Origin of the sequence: Mycobacterium mantenii (assembly GCF_010731775.1) — a bacterium.
Lineage (GTDB): Bacteria > Actinomycetota > Actinomycetes > Mycobacteriales > Mycobacteriaceae > Mycobacterium > Mycobacterium mantenii.
In genome coordinates, this window is the sequence record NZ_AP022590.1 from 5,331,434 (window position 1) to 5,345,897 (window position 14,464).

Sequence of the window (14,464 nt, forward strand, 5' to 3'; positions counted from 1 at the left end):
CGATACCTACAGGGATCCAATAGTGACTCAAGATACGTCCGCATCGCGCCCTCTGACCAGCGACGTCGCAGGCGGCGATGTCGTCGCCACCGCTGAGCAGTCGGTTTCGGCCGGGCCGACCGACGCCTCCGACGGTGTCGCGGGCGGCTGCCCGGTGTCCCCGGCGGGGTACGACGCGCCCCCGGCACCGCTGGGGCCCGATTCGCTGACCTGGCGGTACTTCGGGGACTGGCGGGGCATGCTGCAGGGGCCGTGGGCGGGGTCGATGCAGAACCTGCATCCGCAGCTGGGCGCGGCGGTCATCGATCACTCCACGTTCTTCCGCGAGCGCTGGCCGCGTCTGCTGCGCTCGTTGTATCCCATCGGCGGAGTCGTCTTCGACGGTGATCGCGCGCCGGTCACCGGCGCCGAGGTCCGCGACTACCACACCGACATCAAGGGTGTCGACGACCAGGGCCGGCGCTACCACGCGCTGAACCCCGACGTCTTCTACTGGGCGCACTCCACCTTCTTTATGGGCACCATTCATGTGGCCGAACGGTTTTGCGGCGGGATCACCGAGGAACAGAAGCGTCAGCTGTTCGATGAACATGTCGAGTGGTACCGCATGTACGGCATGAGCATGCGGCCGGTGCCGGATTCCTGGGAGGACTTCCAGGCTTACTGGGACCACATGTGCCGCAATGTGCTGGAGAACAATTGGGCGGCCCGGGCCGTCCTCGATCTGACCGAGCTACCGAAACCCCCATTCGCGCAGTGGATTCCGGACTTCCTGTGGGCCGCGCAGCGCAAGCTGCTGGCGCCGTTTTTCGTCTGGGTGACGGTCGGCCTGTACGACCCACCGGTGCGGGAGCTGATGGGCTACCGGTGGTCACAGCGCGACGAGTGGCTGCACCGGCGCTTCGGGGACGTCGTTCGTGGCGTGTTCGCCCTGGTGCCCAGCAGGTTCCGCAAGCACCCGCGGGCCCGGGCCGGCTTGGACCGCGCCAGCGGGCGGATCCCCCTCGATACGCCATTGGTGCAAACCCCGGCGCGCAACCTGCCGCCCGAAGACGAGCGCGGCGACCCCAAGCATTACTGCCCGGTGGTGTCCTGAGCCGCGCTGGCGCCGTCCGCGTTATGCGTGGGGGTGACCGTGAACTTCCTCCAGGCCCGCCTGGTGCACGTGCTGGTGGGTGTGTTCGGCGCCGTCGGCGTGAGCGTGTGAGTGCTCGTGCTCGACGTGGTCATGTTCGTGGCTCGTGTGAGCGTGGGCGTGGGTCACGTCCCCGTGCCGGTGTTCGTGCGCGTGCGGCGCGTCGTGGGTGTGCTGTTCGTTCACCGGTGTTCTCTCCTCGGGTGAAATGCCGTGTGGCTGCTGGCCCGCGCCCGCCCCGGTCTTTGCCGCTATCTGCATGTATACGCAAATACTAGTGAAGGTTGGTCCCGCTGCCAAGGACGCGGTTCAGGCCGAGGGGACGACCGTCGACCGGCGGCCGCCGTTGCGCTCGTTCCAGAGCCGATAAACCTCCACCGCGTTGTCTCTGGGGTCGTAGCGCATGGGCAGCCGTCGCTGGTCCCATTCCTTGCCGAATTCGTCGTAGAACGTGGACAACTCGAAGTATTTGCGGTCATCGAGGTAGTACTGCTCGTAGCTGTCCCGGGTGGTCAGGAAAACGACTGCTTTGGGTGAGCAGTAATACAGCGAGCCCAGGCACATCGGGCACGGATGGGCCAGCGCGTAGATGGTGGCGTCGACGAGGTGCTCGGTGCCCAGCTTCATGCAGGCGTCGCGGATCGCCAGGATTTCGGCGTGGGCGGTGGGATCGTTGGTCTGGGCGACCTTGTTGGCGCTCTCGGCGAGCACCGTGCCGTCCTGGACGATCACCGTTGCGAACGGGCGGCCACCCTCTGTCACGTTGCGGCGAGCCAGGTCGATCGTCCGCTGTGCGAAATCGGTCACGGGTCCTCCGGCGTGAACGGGAGCAGATACGTCGGAGAGTAGTCCCGCGGGCCGGGCTGCGGCCCTGTGATACTAAGTAGATTGTCTATGTTTTTCGTGACCCGTTGAAGGCGGCACCATGGCACGCACCGAACGTGATCGTTGGGATCTTGCGACGAGTGTCGGGGCGACGGCGACCATGGTGGCCGCCCAGCGGGCCCTGTCTTCGGACGCGAAGTTGATCGAGGACCCCTATGCGGCGCCGCTGGTGCGGGCCGTCGGGATCGACGTCTACGTCCGGCTGGTGAACGGCGAAATCGCGGCCGGCGGGAACACGGAGTTCGATCCACAGCGCATGGCGCAGGGGATGGCCTGCCGGACCCGGTTCTACGACCAATTCTTTCTGGACGCGACCCGCTGCGGCATCGGCCAGGTGGTGATCCTTGCATCGGGCCTCGATTCCCGGGCCTACCGGCTGCCGTGGCCGGAGGGAACGGTCGTCTACGAGGTCGACATGCCGGAGGTGATCGAATTCAAGACCCTGACGCTGGGCGACCTGGGGGCCGAGCCGACCGCGGAGCGGCGCACCGTTGCCATCGACCTGCGCGACGACTGGGCCTCGGCCCTGCAGGCAGCCGGATTCGACCCGCAGGCCCCCTCGGCATGGAGCGCGGAAGGCCTGTTGGTCTACCTTCCGGACGAAGCCCAGGACGCGCTGTTCGACAACATCACGACGCTGAGCGCTCCCGGCAGCCGCCTCGCCTTCGAATTCGTCCCTGACACTGCCGTTTTCGCCGACCCGCGGTGGCGCGCCCATCACGACCGGATGAGCGAGCTGGGCTTCGAGATCGACTTCAACGATCTGGTCTATCACGGGCAGCGCAGCCACATCGTCGACCACCTGAGCCAGCGCGGCTGGCAGACCTCGTCGAAAACCATTGCGGAGTTGCATGCCGCCAACGGGTTTGTCTACGCCGACGACGACGTCGCCGCGGCCTTCGCCGACGTCACGTACAGCAGCGCGGTGCTCGGGCGATGAGCCGTGATCGGAGTGCCCACGGCCTGGGCCGTGCGCGTCGTGGTGCCCCCACTAGGACTCGAACCTAGGACCTGCGGATTAAAAGTCCGTAGCTCTACCAACTGAGCTATAGGGGCCGCGGAGATTCAGGATACTTGGACCGAAAACGCGGCTCGTTTGAGGATTGGGCACACCGTGACCTAAGCTGACGTGGCTCCCAACGAAACCACGTTGCGAGTACCCCGGAGTGATTCGGTTCTGGCCCCCATCGTCTAGTGGCCTAGGACGCCGCCCTTTCACGGCGGTAGCACGGGTTCGAATCCCGTTGGGGGTACGCGACGCGGTGACGCGGAGCAGCAGCAAGGCCCTGTGGCGCAGTTGGTTAGCGCGCCGCCCTGTCACGGCGGAGGTCGCGGGTTCGAGTCCCGTCAGGGTCGCCAGCGCGGCGATGCATTCGCTGCCTTCCGGCCAGGTAGCTCAGTCGGTACGAGCGTCCGCCTGAAAAGCGGAAGGTCGGCGGTTCGATCCCGCCCCTGGCCACCAATCTTGAGCTGCACGGACGCGGTGACAGCACTCTATGGATGTTTCGGTGTGTCCGGTTCCTGTCCGTTCGCCTGGTCTTTGGCGACGTCATTGAGCCGGTCGAGATTCGTAGCGACGTGGTCGAGTTCGTCTGAGTAGAGGTCGCTGTAGATGTTGGCGGTGACGGTCGGGGTCGAGTGCCCCATGGTCTTCTGGACGTAGCGGAGGTCGGCCCCGGATTTGCGGGCGAGGCTGGCGTACGTGTGGCGGAGGTCGTGGATCGTCAGCGGCGCCAGGCCGGTTTTCTTGAGGGCTTTGTTCCAGTGGGTGTGTCTGCGCCAGTTGTTTGATCTCAGGAAGCCGCCATTTGGTGATGTGATCGCTTGCTCTTTAGTCGAGCGGTTTTCGATTCGTGGCTTCAGCGCGTCGATGACGATTCGGGGGAGTGGGACGGTTCGGACGGCTGCGCGAGTTTTCGGCGGCCCGACGATGATTCGGCCCTCTACGTCCGGGGCGGCTTGGCGGACGTAGAGGCGGCGTGCTTTGAGGTCGATGTCGCCGACGCGCAGGCCGACGAGTTCGGACCAGCGCAGACCGGTAAAGGCCAGGATTGTGACGATGTCGCCTTGGTCGCCGCAGGCGTGTGCCAGGGCGGCGACTTCCGTGGCGGAGAGGTAGCGGTGACGTTCCCGCGCCGGAATCCGACCGGATGACACACCCTGGGCCGGGTTGATGTGAATTCGGCCGTCCTCGCGAGCCATGTCGAGAATCGAGCGCAGCAGCCGGAGCGTGGCGAGTTTGGCCCACGGGCCCACGGTGAGGCCGCCGATGAACTGCTGCACGTCCTTCCGGCTGATCTCGTCAACCGGGACATGGCCGAAGCGCGGGCTGATACGTAGCTCCCAATGCTGCGCGTAGCCGCTCCACGTCTTGGGGGAAACGGCCGGCTGCTTCGATGCGCTGTATTGCGTCCAGATAGCGGAGAGGCTGGCGCGGCCAAGTCTGGGGTCGAATCGTCGGGCGCCGATCGCCGCCTCGCCGTCGCGATCGGCCTTGAACGCGCGCGCTTCCCGCATGGTGGCAAACGTCGATGACGTCTCGACCCATCCTGACGGGGAGTTTGGATCGCGCACCAGGTAGCGCACTTGGTAGCGCGCCTGGCCGGCTGAATTCGTCCGCTTTCGGATGCCGCGCGGTACTGATCCGGCCACTTAGCGGCGCACCTGCTTGAGCCACGCGCGGACTTCCGCTGCGTCCCAACGTCTTACGCGATCGGATAGCGTGTAGCACGGCGGCCCCACATCTGCGCCGTGTACGCGTAGCGCGCCCCATCGGCTCACGGTGGCAGTGGACACGCCAAGCAGCTCCGCCACCTGTTCCGCTGTCAGCAGCTCTGGAAAGGTCGCTATTGCGGTGGTGGCGTTGATGCCAAGAATTGCCATGCCGCTGTCCTCAGTTCTCTGTGGGGCCAGTGGGTCTTTGGCAAGTGAGACCGTATTCTTGTGCAACAGAACGGATTAACGAATCTGGCCAGTAGTCGGCACGTACTCGCATCGTTGATCCGTCTTCGGCGATGACGTATCCGGTCCCAGGTTCACTCGGGTTGATGCGGTGCGCGGGTGCGGCATCAGCGAGGCCATCACCCAGAACCATCGCGACTTCGTCGCGTGAACGCAGCCGCAATGCAACGGTCTGGGTGAACAACCCGCGCATGGGCAGAATCTCCTTGCGAGGGTCCTGCATGAAGGCGGCGACCACGATGCCTACGGCCCTGCCCTTCGTCAGAATGCGTGAGAGCGAGCCCGCAACTTGCTTCCTCAGGGCGGCGTCCGTCATGTACGCGGTCAAGCCCGCCAATTCATCTATAAGCAGCACGACTAGCGGTTCGGCGGCGCTCGGTGTGTGCGAACGTGCTCGGCCAGCCATCCTGCGGCCACGGCTATCCAGCAGCTCCTCCAACTTGTTTAGCAAGCTCGCGGCCTCGACCTCGGTTGTCGCAATCTTGCTGAATAGGGCGGAGCCGACTGACACTTCGATCCCGTACTTGAGGTCGACGGCGAACAGCCGGACGGTTCCTGACTTGACGGCTGGGCCCAGTCCGCCTGCGATGCCCCAGAAAATGGAGCCTTTGCCCGCCCCTGAGCACCCAACAGTGAGGGTGTGGAGGCCAGCGACGCGGAGAATCCAAGCCGAGCCGTTCTCGCGTCGGCCAATCTTAACGGCAGTTGCCTCGGTGCAGGTTGGCCGTCTAGCAGTTTCGATGGCCGACAGCTGTTGTCGCATAACCAATTCCATGCGAACCGTCCCGGGTGCAACCACCGTGGAACGGGCGGAATGTGCCCCGACAGCGTCGCGGATTGCGGGGACCGCGGTTTCGAGGTCATCGACTGTCTGGCCCGTTCGTGTGCGGACGGTCATGTGCAGACAGTGATCGGAGATGCTCACTCCGAGAAGGCGAGGGTGGGTCCAAACCGTCTTCGTCGTGGTCTTGCCCTGCGAGTCCGTACCTGCCACGCGCTCGGAAGTCGACAGCCCGCAGGCCTTGGCAACTCGTGGCCAGGAAATCAACGCCCATAGCAGCCATCGGGCCCGCCGCGCAGGGGTTGCGACATAGCGCCTAAATGTGGCGGGCGAACGCAGTCTCCAAACGACGAGCGAAAGGGTGACCACCCCGGTCACCGCGGTGAGCCACGTGGCGCCGACCGTCAGCACGTGCGTGAGGTCAAAGAGGTCCGTCCCGGCGTCGGGATCTGGAATCGAATACGGATCGCTAGGTACTACGGGGTCGTACTGACTCATGCTGACGCCCGGTCTGCCGCTGAGGACCCCGCCTTGCCGGTGTCCGCGGTCATGCCCGAGGCCCGAAACGACCACGCAATGCGGCCGGATTCGCTCGAACGGTCTACGTACGGCAACACGCACAGCCCCTCGAAAATCACTGGTGTGAAAGGCATTCCGGCAGTGTTCGGTGGGCACACAGGCTGCTTTGGCGTTGCGAACTTGACGGTCAGGGTGCGTGCCCGCTTGCTCGCGGCCGGATCGCCGTCGAGGACTTCCACCTGCCACAACGGCAGGCCTGATTCTCGATCAGTCGCCTGAACCTTGTTGTCTTTCGTTGACCGCTCGTAATCGATCACCGGCGTCACGTCGGACACCACGAACGCTTTGTGTGGGAAGACCTGCTGGTGAGACAGCGTGAGCCACTTCGGCACAGACATTTTGTCGACCTTTCGTAGAACTGCTCTAGACAAGTTGAGGTTACATAGTCGTCTAGAGGAGTGCAACGGCCGACACGTGATTCGTGTGAGACTTTGCGCTCAGCGGGCCGGGAACTCGTATTCGAGCAGGTAGGCGGAGGCCACCTTCACGGTGTCGCAGACCTCCACCGCCACGTCATTGGTGTCGTAAGCGGTTCGCAGCACCGTCAGCACCGGAACTCCCGAGTCGAGCTCCAGCTGCCGCCGTTCTTCAGGAGTGGGCATCCGAGCGGCGACTTCTTCAGTGAAGCGAGCAAGCACATGACCGTGCTCTTCTAAGCGCGCGTAGATACCACCGGGTCCGGTATCCACCTGCTCGATCCTCGTGCCTTCGGCAAATGCCGCCGGAATGTACGAGACGGCCGTCTCAACGGGTCGTCCATTCGCCAGGTAACGCCTCGATCGCACGACGATGTCATCGTCGGCTGATATTCGAAGTTGTTCCGCTATAAACGAATTCGGCTTCTCGCGGCTGACGGCGATATTGTCGACTTGCGGCGAGTAGCCAGATTTCTCTGCCTCGACGGAAAAAGCCGCCTTTCCTTCGGCGCGATGCTGTCGTGCGAATCTATCCGACGCCAGCCTGCGGATTGGTGGCGTCGGCCGGACGAACACTCCGCGGCCGTGTTGCGAGATGACGAGTCCGTCGGAACGAAGCTCCTGCATGGCCTGTCTTACGGTCATGCGGGCCACACCGAAATGCTCGATCAGTTCCGCCTCGGACGGCAGTCGTTCCCCAGGCGGGAACCGACTGGAACTGATCGCCTCCCGCAACATGCTCGCGATCTGCCGATACGGTGGTTTGTCATCGGTGCGATCGATTTGTCCAAGTTGCAGCACCCGGCAGCCTTCCATTACATGTCTAGACGACTAGTCTAGGAAGCCAGTCAACCGGTGTCACGTCTGCCGGCGTCGAACAATGGAGACCAACGATGGGAACTACGCCAAAGCACTCGGTCAGTGTCGCCGGGGTCGTTGTACGGGATGACGGTCGGGTTCTCGTCATCCGGCGAGAGGACAACGGCCGCTGGGAGGCTCCCGGCGGAGTACTCGAACTGCACGAGTCCTTCGAGGACGGCGTTCGACGCGAAGTGCTCGAAGAAACTGGATTGAAGGTCACAGTGCAACGTCTCACCGGGGTCTACAAGAACCTTACTCAGGGCATTGTCGCGCTGGTTTACCGGTGCGGTCCTGCCGCCGGCGACACGCACCCGACTGCCGAAGCTCGGGAAGTCCGTTGGATGACGAAAGAACAAGTTGAGGGTGAGATGAGCCCTGCCTTCGCAGTGCGGGTTCTAGATGCATTCGATGAAGATCCGCACTCCCGCGCCCATGATGGAGTAAATGTCGTTTCAGGTTAAAGGTTATGACGGACCAGATTGCCGGGCAGTTGGCCAACCGTACGGCCCGGACTTCCAAAGCGGTCTGCACTCAGTCGAATCCAGCCAACGTAACCCTCAAGGCCCGTTCCAACTCAACGTGGAGCGGTGGTCTCGTTTTAGTGTCTTCACTCAGCCGGCGTCGAAGTATGAATTGTGCGGTGGCCAAGGCCGTGTGGACAAGCAGCGAGGGACGAATGTCCAACCCTGCATCGACGCCCATCCGTGCAGCGACGAGTTCGATGAACTTGCGGCCATCGTTATCGCTGATCAGTGCCGATTTGCTCAGTAGGTGGGGGGCGGTCAGTATGGCTTGTTGCCAGTAGTGCGGCTTCGGATTGGTTTTGTCCCACGCGGTTTCGGCGAACAACGCGATCAGCGCGTCGGCTGCTGATTGGTCCGATGGCTGAGTGCCATAGGCGGCAACGATTTCAGCGACCGTTTGCCGCAAGGGGGCGATCAGCAGATCTTCCTTCGTAGGCGCGTAGCGGAAGTACGTGCTGATGGATATCCCGGAAGCGGCAGCGATGTCCTCGGTGGTCACCGCAGCAAATCCACGTTCGGCAAAAAGTTGATGTGCGGTTCCCTGGATCTGCGAGAGCAACTCGGCGCGGCGTCGGTCCCTTAACGAGCCAGTGTTTGCGGAGGGCATGACATCGCCTTCGTCAATCCGACATTCCAGGCTTCCTTCTGCGCTATGGTACGAACAGTAGCGTAGCGAAACCAACAGTACTAGGGGTTGTTTTGCTGGTGTCGCGATGTCGGGGACCGAGGCAGGCGACGCGGATTGCACGGGAATGGCGGTCGCCTCACGAATATTCGCGAGTAGCCGCGGCCACAGGTGCCCGCCAATCGGGCTCAGGTTTCACACCGGCTCGGCATGGCGCAAATTCGGCGCTGGCTATATCGGTCGCCAAACAGTGCGCTCGTGCCTGCCGTTCTCGGTGCTGTCCGGGTTGTCGACATTCCGCTGAGAAGTGGCGCTCCGCAAGCCTCAGGTTGCTAGGTCCATCCCCCAGTAGAGGTCTGTGTCTTGTTGGCTGAGGTAGAGGCCGCGATGTCTCGTCCAGGGGCACACACCGCGAGCAGCGCAGCAGTCCTCGACGCCACCCGGGCGGTCGCAACGTTGGGCGGCTTCAAGGCGGTCCACTTCAAATCGGTCGCCAAGCAAGCCGGCGTCACGGTCGGGTCGGTGTATGACCATTTCACGTCGAAGACCCACCTGCTGGTGACGCTGCTCGCCCGCGAGTTCGTGCGCCTGGATGAAGAACGCGACTGGAGCACGTGTGCGGCGTCCCCGATTCGGCGAGTGGAATCCTTGACTCGGCGGCTTCACGACGAATGGCAGCAAAATGTGAAGCTCACCGAGGCCGTGGTTCGCGCATTCGTTACTGCTGGCACCGATGAAGCTCTGGCGGCCCAACATGCCGCCGATCTGATCGAAAGCATGCTGGCGCGGGCACTGAGTGGCGGTACGGAAGGAATCCACGAGCGACAGATCGCAGGGCTCATCGCTGATATCTGGCTGGCCAACTTGATGGCCTTCGTCGGCGGCCGGGCAACAGCGGAGCAGACACGCGAGTGCATCGACGGAGCTATGCGACTTGTTCTTGATGTGGGCGGGCGCCAACGATCTCTAGCAATACCGACAGTATCGCTGCGATACTAGAAGTCTTATAAGTGTGGCTCCGCTGACGTGTCGAAGGGAGCGGCTATGCCTGCACAATGGATCGAGCAGTGCACTGTTCAGCGAGTCTCACTGCAAGGTGGCCTGGTACTCGACCTCGACGATTACAGCGAGCTCGTAATCTCCCGTCCGATGCGGCTGACGCTTCCTGCAGTAGGAGCCTGGCCCGAGGAAGAGGTGTTGATCGACCCCGCCCACCTTTCGCCGGAAGAGCGGACGTTGTTGGACCTTGCCGGAGCGGTATGCACGCGGGCCTGGTTCGACGATGACGGGTCGCTCCATCTCGGGTTCTCCCGCGGACACCGCATCGATGTCCTCCCAGATGCAGCAGCGACCGCGTGGGAACTCTATGGCAAAGGCCATGGCTACATGGCGTGTCTGCCTCGGGGCCGAGTCCGAGCGGTTCGGCACGACCTTTCTGCCGAAGACGACGACTTAGATACTACGTAAATCACTACATGCGGGGCGTAGGGAACAATCTGGAGCGCTTAGTCGTAATGGCAGCCGGATTCGTCGAATTCAACGAGATCAATAGCAGGGCGGGCCGTGTCCATTGATTGGATCTTCATGTCATCCCCATTGTGCGGTCGAGGAAGTCGGTGACCGCGGCGGTGAACGCGTCGTTGTTGTCGCCGGCAACCATGTGACCGGTCCCGGTGACGTCCGTCGTTTCGGCGTGTGGGACGAGCTGGAGGAATTCGTTGACGGTGTCCTGGGAGACGACGTCTGACAGTGCGCCGCGTACTAGCAGCGTTGGGGCCGTGATTCGACGTGCTGCGTCGGCGAGAAATCCACTGATGGCGTCGAACTCCTCGCTGCCGGTCATGAGATTGCCTTGCAGGACATCGAAGTTGGAGCTGATGAAGGCGGGGTCCCAGCGCCAGATCCATCGCCCGTCGCTCCGTTGGCGCAGAACCTTGTGCAGGCCGTCGAGATTTTCGGGTCGCGCGCGGCGTGGGTTGTATTCGGCGATGACATCGGCGGCGTCATCGAGCGTGCCGAATCCGTCGGGGTGTGCGGCCATGAATGACACGATGCGATGGGCCCCATCAAATTCCATTCGTGGGGTGATGTCGACCAGGACAACGGCTGCCCAGAGGTCGGGTGGGGCCAGCAGGTGGGTAGCGAGGATGATCAGCCCGCCCAGCGACGCGCCGACGACGGCGGGGGGACTGTCGGGGCTGACGTGGTCTCGTACCGAGATCAGATCGGATACGAACCGTTCGACGTCGTATTGTCCGCTGGGGTCCCAGTCGCTGTCGCCGTGACCTCGTGTGTCGTAGGCGACGACGGTGTAGCCGTGGGAATGGAGTCGGCGAGCGGTGGTGGCCCATGCGTGACGGTTCTGACCGCCGCCGTGGAGCAGCAACACGACGGGGCGAGTCGCGGCGTGGCGGTAGCAATCGGCCACGAGGGTGATCCCGTCGCTGGTGCGGATGCGCCCCTGGCTAATCGTCATGTGGTCCGATGTGGTCAGCCGTTGTGAGTCAGGGGTTTCCGTTGCGGCCACCAGCTCGCTTCGCGCAGCAGGGTGGCGATCGCGGGAACGGTGAGGGTGCGAACGACGAAGGTATCCAGTAGTAGGCCGCAGCCGATGATGAATCCGGCTTGGATCATGATCGCGATGGAGCCGGCGATCAGGCCGAACATGCTGGCGGCGAAGATGAGCCCGGCCGAAGTGATGACTGAGCCGGTGTTTGCGACGGTTCGCAGGACGCCGACGCGAATGTTGTGGGCAGATTCTTCGCGTAGTCGCGAGATGAGCAGCATGTTGTAGTCGGCGCCGACGGCGACCAGGATGATGAACGCCAGAAGCGGTACGGGCCAGGCGATTTCCTTGCCAAGGCCATATTGAAAGACGAGGGTTCCCAGTCCGAGCGCGGCGCCGTAGTTGAGCACGACGGTACCCAACAGGTAGAGCGGGGCGACCAGGGCGCGCAGCAATACGACCAAGATGAGGCCGACGATGACGAGGGTCGCAAAGGCCAGCTGATGAAAGTCGGCGGAAAGCAGGCGTTGGATGTCGGAGTTGACGGCGGGGAATCCGGCCATCGACACCGTGGCGTTGGCCAGCGAGGTGTTGGGTCGTGCGGCATCGGCGACCTCGGTGATTTTGTGGGCGAGGTTCATCGCGTCGCTGCTGTAGGGGTCGTAACTGGATTCGATGGCGAAACGTGCGGTTTTTCCGTCGGGTGACAGGAAATGCTTTGCAACGTCGGCGAATTGGCGGTTCTCGAAGGCATTGGTGGGCAGGTAGAAGCCGCTGGCGTTGTCGGAGCCGGCGGTGGTTCGTGCGGAATTCTGCAGTTGGGTGGCGATTTGGCTCATGCCTGACAGCATTTCGATGTTGCTGTCGGCGAGTGTATGCACGCCGGTGGCGAGCGCCTGTGCGCCGGAGGCGAGTTGGCTGATGCCGCTTTGGAGGCGGCGGATGTTGCCGGCCAGGTCGGCGGGGTCGCCGAGCGCTCCGAAAGTCTTGTCCAGCGACGTGATTGTGTTTTGGACGTCGGCCACGGTGCCGGCCGCGGTGTCGCTGCCGGGCTGGTACAGGTCGCCGAGGTTGGCGAGCTGGTTGAAGAAGCCGGTATGGCGCAGGGTCACCAGGATCTGGACCTGGTCGCGGAGTTGGGTGCATTCCGGTGTGGTCGCACACCACGGGGAGGTGTTGAGCGCACCGACGAGCGGGTCGATGGCGGCGATCGCGTTTTGGGCCTGGTCGGCTTGCTGGCGCAGTCCCGGACCGGTTCGGATGGCTTGGTCGACGGCCGGGGCGGTAGCCGAAAGCTGCTGTAGCAGCGGACGGAACCGCTGGACTTGGGATCCACTGGATTGGGCTTGGGTGAGGAGTCCGGTCAACGGGGTCAACGCGGTGCGCAAGGTGGTGTCCAGTTGCGCGAGACCGCCGGCGAGTTGGTCGGCGCCGTGGGTGAGTTTGGCCAGGTCATCCTTGTGTGCGTCGCCCTTGGCGACCGCGCCGGCCATCTTGTCGCCAATCTCGCCGTTTTGCCACGACAGTTGAGCCTGGTCCAGACGCGCGCCCGTCGGCCGGGTGACACCGGAGACCTTGGTGACGCCGGGCAGTTGCGAGACCCGAGAGGCCATTTCATCCAGGTCGGCCAGGGCCTTGCTGGTGCGCATATCGGTGGGCGATTCGACGACCATGAATTCGGTGACGATGGCGTCCTTGCGAAAGTGCCTGTCCAGCAGTCGATATCCCTCATTGCTGGCCGTGGTCGCCGGCTGTCCTCGGCGATCGTCGTAGCTGATGTGCATAGTCAGCGCGACGGCTGCCAGGCCTAGCACCAGCGCCAGACTGGCGACCAATAGCGGCACGGGTCGACGGACCACCGCCACGGCGATCCAGTTCCAGTAGCGGCGAGTGCGATCTGCCTTGGGTTCACCGATGCCGCGTTTGGCCGCCAGCGCCAACACCGGGGGAAATAACGTCACCGTGGCCGCGAATCCGACAAAGACGGCGATAGCGCACGCCGGACCCAACGCGGCGAACACGCTCAACTTCGCGAACACCATGGCCAGAAACGCAAACGCCACGGTGGCGGCCGAAGCCAAAATCACGCGCCCGATGGTGGCGGTCGCGTTGATCACCGACAGATCCGGCGGAACGTTTTGGCGTCGCTGCTCGTGATATCGGCTGATCAAAAACACCGAATAATCGGTGCCGGCACCCAGCAGGATCACCGTCATGAAGGCGATGGTGAACTGCGATACCGGCATGCCCGATTCGCCCAACGCCGATAGCACTCCGCGCCCCACTGCCAGGCTTACACCGATGACCAGCAGTGGCAGCAAGGCGGTAAACACCGACCGATACACGACCAGCAAGATCATTGCGATCAGGCCTGCCGTCGCGATCGAGATGACAACCAAATCCTCTTCGGCCGAGGCGATTTGATCGTGGAAGGTGGCTGGGGGCCCGGTGACGCGAACATTGGTGGGTGAGCCGCTGAATGCTTGGGCGGCGATCGTGCGGACCGCCTGGACCGATTCGGCAGCTTTGACATCGCCCAACGTTCCGGCCACTCCCACCGGTACATACCAGGCTTTGCCGTCTTGGCTGACTGCCTGGCTTGCGGTGACGGGGTCGGCCAACAAGTCTTGAACCAGGCGTACGTGCTCCGAGTCGGCACGCAATCGCGAAATCATGGTGTTGTAGCGCTGGCGCACCGGCGCAGTCAGGCCCGCCGGATCCTCCATCGCGACAAATATCGTTGTCTTGGATCCCTGCTCGCCGAAGGCCGCGCCCATGCGGTCTACCGTCTGCAGCGATGGCGCATCGCGCGGTATGAGATTCACCGACTGCTGTCTAACAACGGTTTCCAGCTGCGGGAACAGCACCGCCAGGGCGGCGGCGGTCACCACCCACATGCCGATGATCAGCACCTTATGCCGGATGCTGAAACCCGCCAGGCGGGCCAGCCGATCGCTGTATGCGCCCTCACCGGCCGCCACTTTTTGCAGTCGCTCCCGAACGGGGCGACTCAAGGTCGCCACACCCGAAGAAACCCACCCGTAATCCGCCATCCCCCGCCCCGCTACCTCAAAAGAAACCAACGGTATCGCAACAGTACTACTAGTACCCTTCCGCCTGCCCGGCAAAACTGCCACCGGTGACCGAATCACTCCGATCGCCGCCGCGCAACCAGCAGCTTCGGGCGGTGG

15 protein-coding genes and 4 tRNA genes are annotated in these 14,464 nt (G+C 63.3%); 8 read left to right on the forward strand and 11 right to left on the reverse strand.

The window, feature by feature from the left end:
- Nucleotides 1-22: 22 nt before the first annotated feature.
- On the forward strand, nt 23-1,096 hold the full coding sequence (locus G6N50_RS24540; protein WP_083093868.1) for an oxygenase MpaB family protein: 1,074 nt from the start codon (nt 23-25) through the stop codon (nt 1,094-1,096).
- Nucleotides 1,097-1,117: 21 nt separating this feature from the next.
- On the opposite strand, the gene G6N50_RS24545 is transcribed toward G6N50_RS24540, so the two are convergent.
- Nucleotides 1,118-1,321: a zinc transporter Slc39a7 gene (locus tag G6N50_RS24545; protein ID WP_083093985.1), complete on the reverse strand. Its 204-nt coding sequence runs from the start codon at nt 1,319-1,321 to the stop codon at nt 1,118-1,120.
- Nucleotides 1,322-1,444: 123 nt separating this feature from the next.
- Nucleotides 1,445-1,942 carry a nucleoside deaminase gene (locus G6N50_RS24550; RefSeq protein WP_083093866.1) on the reverse strand — a complete coding sequence of 166 codons (498 nt, stop codon included), beginning with the start codon at nt 1,940-1,942 and terminating at the stop codon, nt 1,445-1,447.
- Nucleotides 1,943-2,060: 118 nt separating this feature from the next.
- On the opposite strand from G6N50_RS24550, the gene G6N50_RS24555 reads away from it, so the two are divergent.
- Nucleotides 2,061-2,960, forward strand: a complete 900-nt coding sequence (locus G6N50_RS24555) for a class I SAM-dependent methyltransferase (protein ID WP_083093863.1) — start codon at nt 2,061-2,063, stop codon at nt 2,958-2,960.
- Nucleotides 2,961-3,000: 40 nt separating this feature from the next.
- Here the strand turns inward: G6N50_RS24555 and G6N50_RS24560 are convergent.
- Nucleotides 3,001-3,076: transfer RNA gene (locus tag G6N50_RS24560), tRNA-Lys, on the reverse strand.
- A 124-nt stretch (nt 3,077-3,200) separates the two neighbouring features.
- Between G6N50_RS24560 and G6N50_RS24565 the strand changes: the two genes are divergently transcribed.
- The 3 genes from G6N50_RS24565 (at nt 3,201) to G6N50_RS24575 (ending at nt 3,482) form a co-directional block, all read left to right on the forward strand.
- Nucleotides 3,201-3,273 (forward strand) — tRNA-Glu (locus G6N50_RS24565).
- A gap of 29 nt (nt 3,274-3,302) precedes the next feature.
- Nucleotides 3,303-3,379: transfer RNA gene (locus tag G6N50_RS24570), tRNA-Asp, on the forward strand.
- A gap of 26 nt (nt 3,380-3,405) precedes the next feature.
- Nucleotides 3,406-3,482: transfer RNA gene (locus tag G6N50_RS24575), tRNA-Phe, on the forward strand.
- Between the two features lie 32 nt (nt 3,483-3,514).
- On the opposite strand, the gene G6N50_RS24580 is transcribed toward G6N50_RS24575, so the two are convergent.
- From G6N50_RS24580 to G6N50_RS24600, 5 genes are all read right to left on the reverse strand, one after another.
- Nucleotides 3,515-4,672: a site-specific integrase gene (locus G6N50_RS24580; protein ID WP_012396382.1), complete on the reverse strand. Its 1,158-nt coding sequence runs from the start codon at nt 4,670-4,672 to the stop codon at nt 3,515-3,517.
- Nucleotides 4,673-4,903 carry a helix-turn-helix transcriptional regulator gene (locus tag G6N50_RS24585; protein WP_012396381.1) on the reverse strand — a complete coding sequence of 77 codons (231 nt, stop codon included), beginning with the start codon at nt 4,901-4,903 and terminating at the stop codon, nt 4,673-4,675. It lies immediately after the preceding gene.
- 10 nt (nt 4,904-4,913) lie between these two features.
- On the reverse strand, nt 4,914-6,260 hold the full coding sequence (locus G6N50_RS24590) for a cell division protein FtsK (RefSeq protein ID WP_009954443.1): 1,347 nt from the start codon (nt 6,258-6,260) through the stop codon (nt 4,914-4,916).
- Nucleotides 6,257-6,679 (reverse strand): hypothetical protein, encoded by a 423-nt coding sequence (locus tag G6N50_RS24595; RefSeq protein ID WP_012396380.1) that lies wholly within the window; start codon nt 6,677-6,679, stop codon nt 6,257-6,259. The genes G6N50_RS24590 and G6N50_RS24595 overlap by 4 nt, the downstream gene beginning before the upstream one ends.
- A 99-nt stretch (nt 6,680-6,778) precedes the next feature.
- Nucleotides 6,779-7,573 (reverse strand): GntR family transcriptional regulator, encoded by a 795-nt coding sequence (locus tag G6N50_RS24600; protein ID WP_012396379.1) that lies wholly within the window; start codon nt 7,571-7,573, stop codon nt 6,779-6,781.
- A 77-nt stretch (nt 7,574-7,650) separates the two neighbouring features.
- Here G6N50_RS24600 and G6N50_RS24605 point away from each other — a divergent pair, with 77 nt between their 5' ends.
- Nucleotides 7,651-8,079 (forward strand): NUDIX hydrolase, encoded by a 429-nt coding sequence (locus G6N50_RS24605; protein WP_012396378.1) that lies wholly within the window; start codon nt 7,651-7,653, stop codon nt 8,077-8,079.
- Between the two features lie 70 nt (nt 8,080-8,149).
- On the opposite strand, the gene G6N50_RS24610 is transcribed toward G6N50_RS24605, so the two are convergent.
- Entirely contained in the window at nt 8,150-8,749 is a 600-nt protein-coding gene (locus G6N50_RS24610) for a TetR family transcriptional regulator (RefSeq protein WP_031349047.1), read from the reverse strand.
- Between the two features lie 381 nt (nt 8,750-9,130).
- On the opposite strand from G6N50_RS24610, the gene G6N50_RS24615 reads away from it, so the two are divergent.
- Both G6N50_RS24615 and G6N50_RS29550 read left to right on the forward strand, forming a co-directional pair.
- Nucleotides 9,131-9,766 carry a TetR family transcriptional regulator gene (locus tag G6N50_RS24615; protein ID WP_023866545.1) on the forward strand — a complete coding sequence of 212 codons (636 nt, stop codon included), beginning with the start codon at nt 9,131-9,133 and terminating at the stop codon, nt 9,764-9,766.
- Nucleotides 9,767-9,811: 45 nt separating this feature from the next.
- Nucleotides 9,812-10,234 (forward strand): DUF6188 family protein, encoded by a 423-nt coding sequence (locus tag G6N50_RS29550; protein ID WP_012396375.1) that lies wholly within the window; start codon nt 9,812-9,814, stop codon nt 10,232-10,234.
- Nucleotides 10,235-10,349: 115 nt separating this feature from the next.
- On the opposite strand, the gene G6N50_RS24625 is transcribed toward G6N50_RS29550, so the two are convergent.
- Nucleotides 10,350-11,243: an alpha/beta fold hydrolase gene (locus tag G6N50_RS24625; protein ID WP_014941273.1), complete on the reverse strand. Its 894-nt coding sequence runs from the start codon at nt 11,241-11,243 to the stop codon at nt 10,350-10,352.
- 14 nt (nt 11,244-11,257) lie between these two features.
- Nucleotides 11,258-14,326 (reverse strand): MMPL/RND family transporter, encoded by a 3,069-nt coding sequence (locus tag G6N50_RS24630; RefSeq protein WP_012396373.1) that lies wholly within the window; start codon nt 14,324-14,326, stop codon nt 11,258-11,260.
- Nucleotides 14,327-14,464 lie beyond the last annotated feature (138 nt).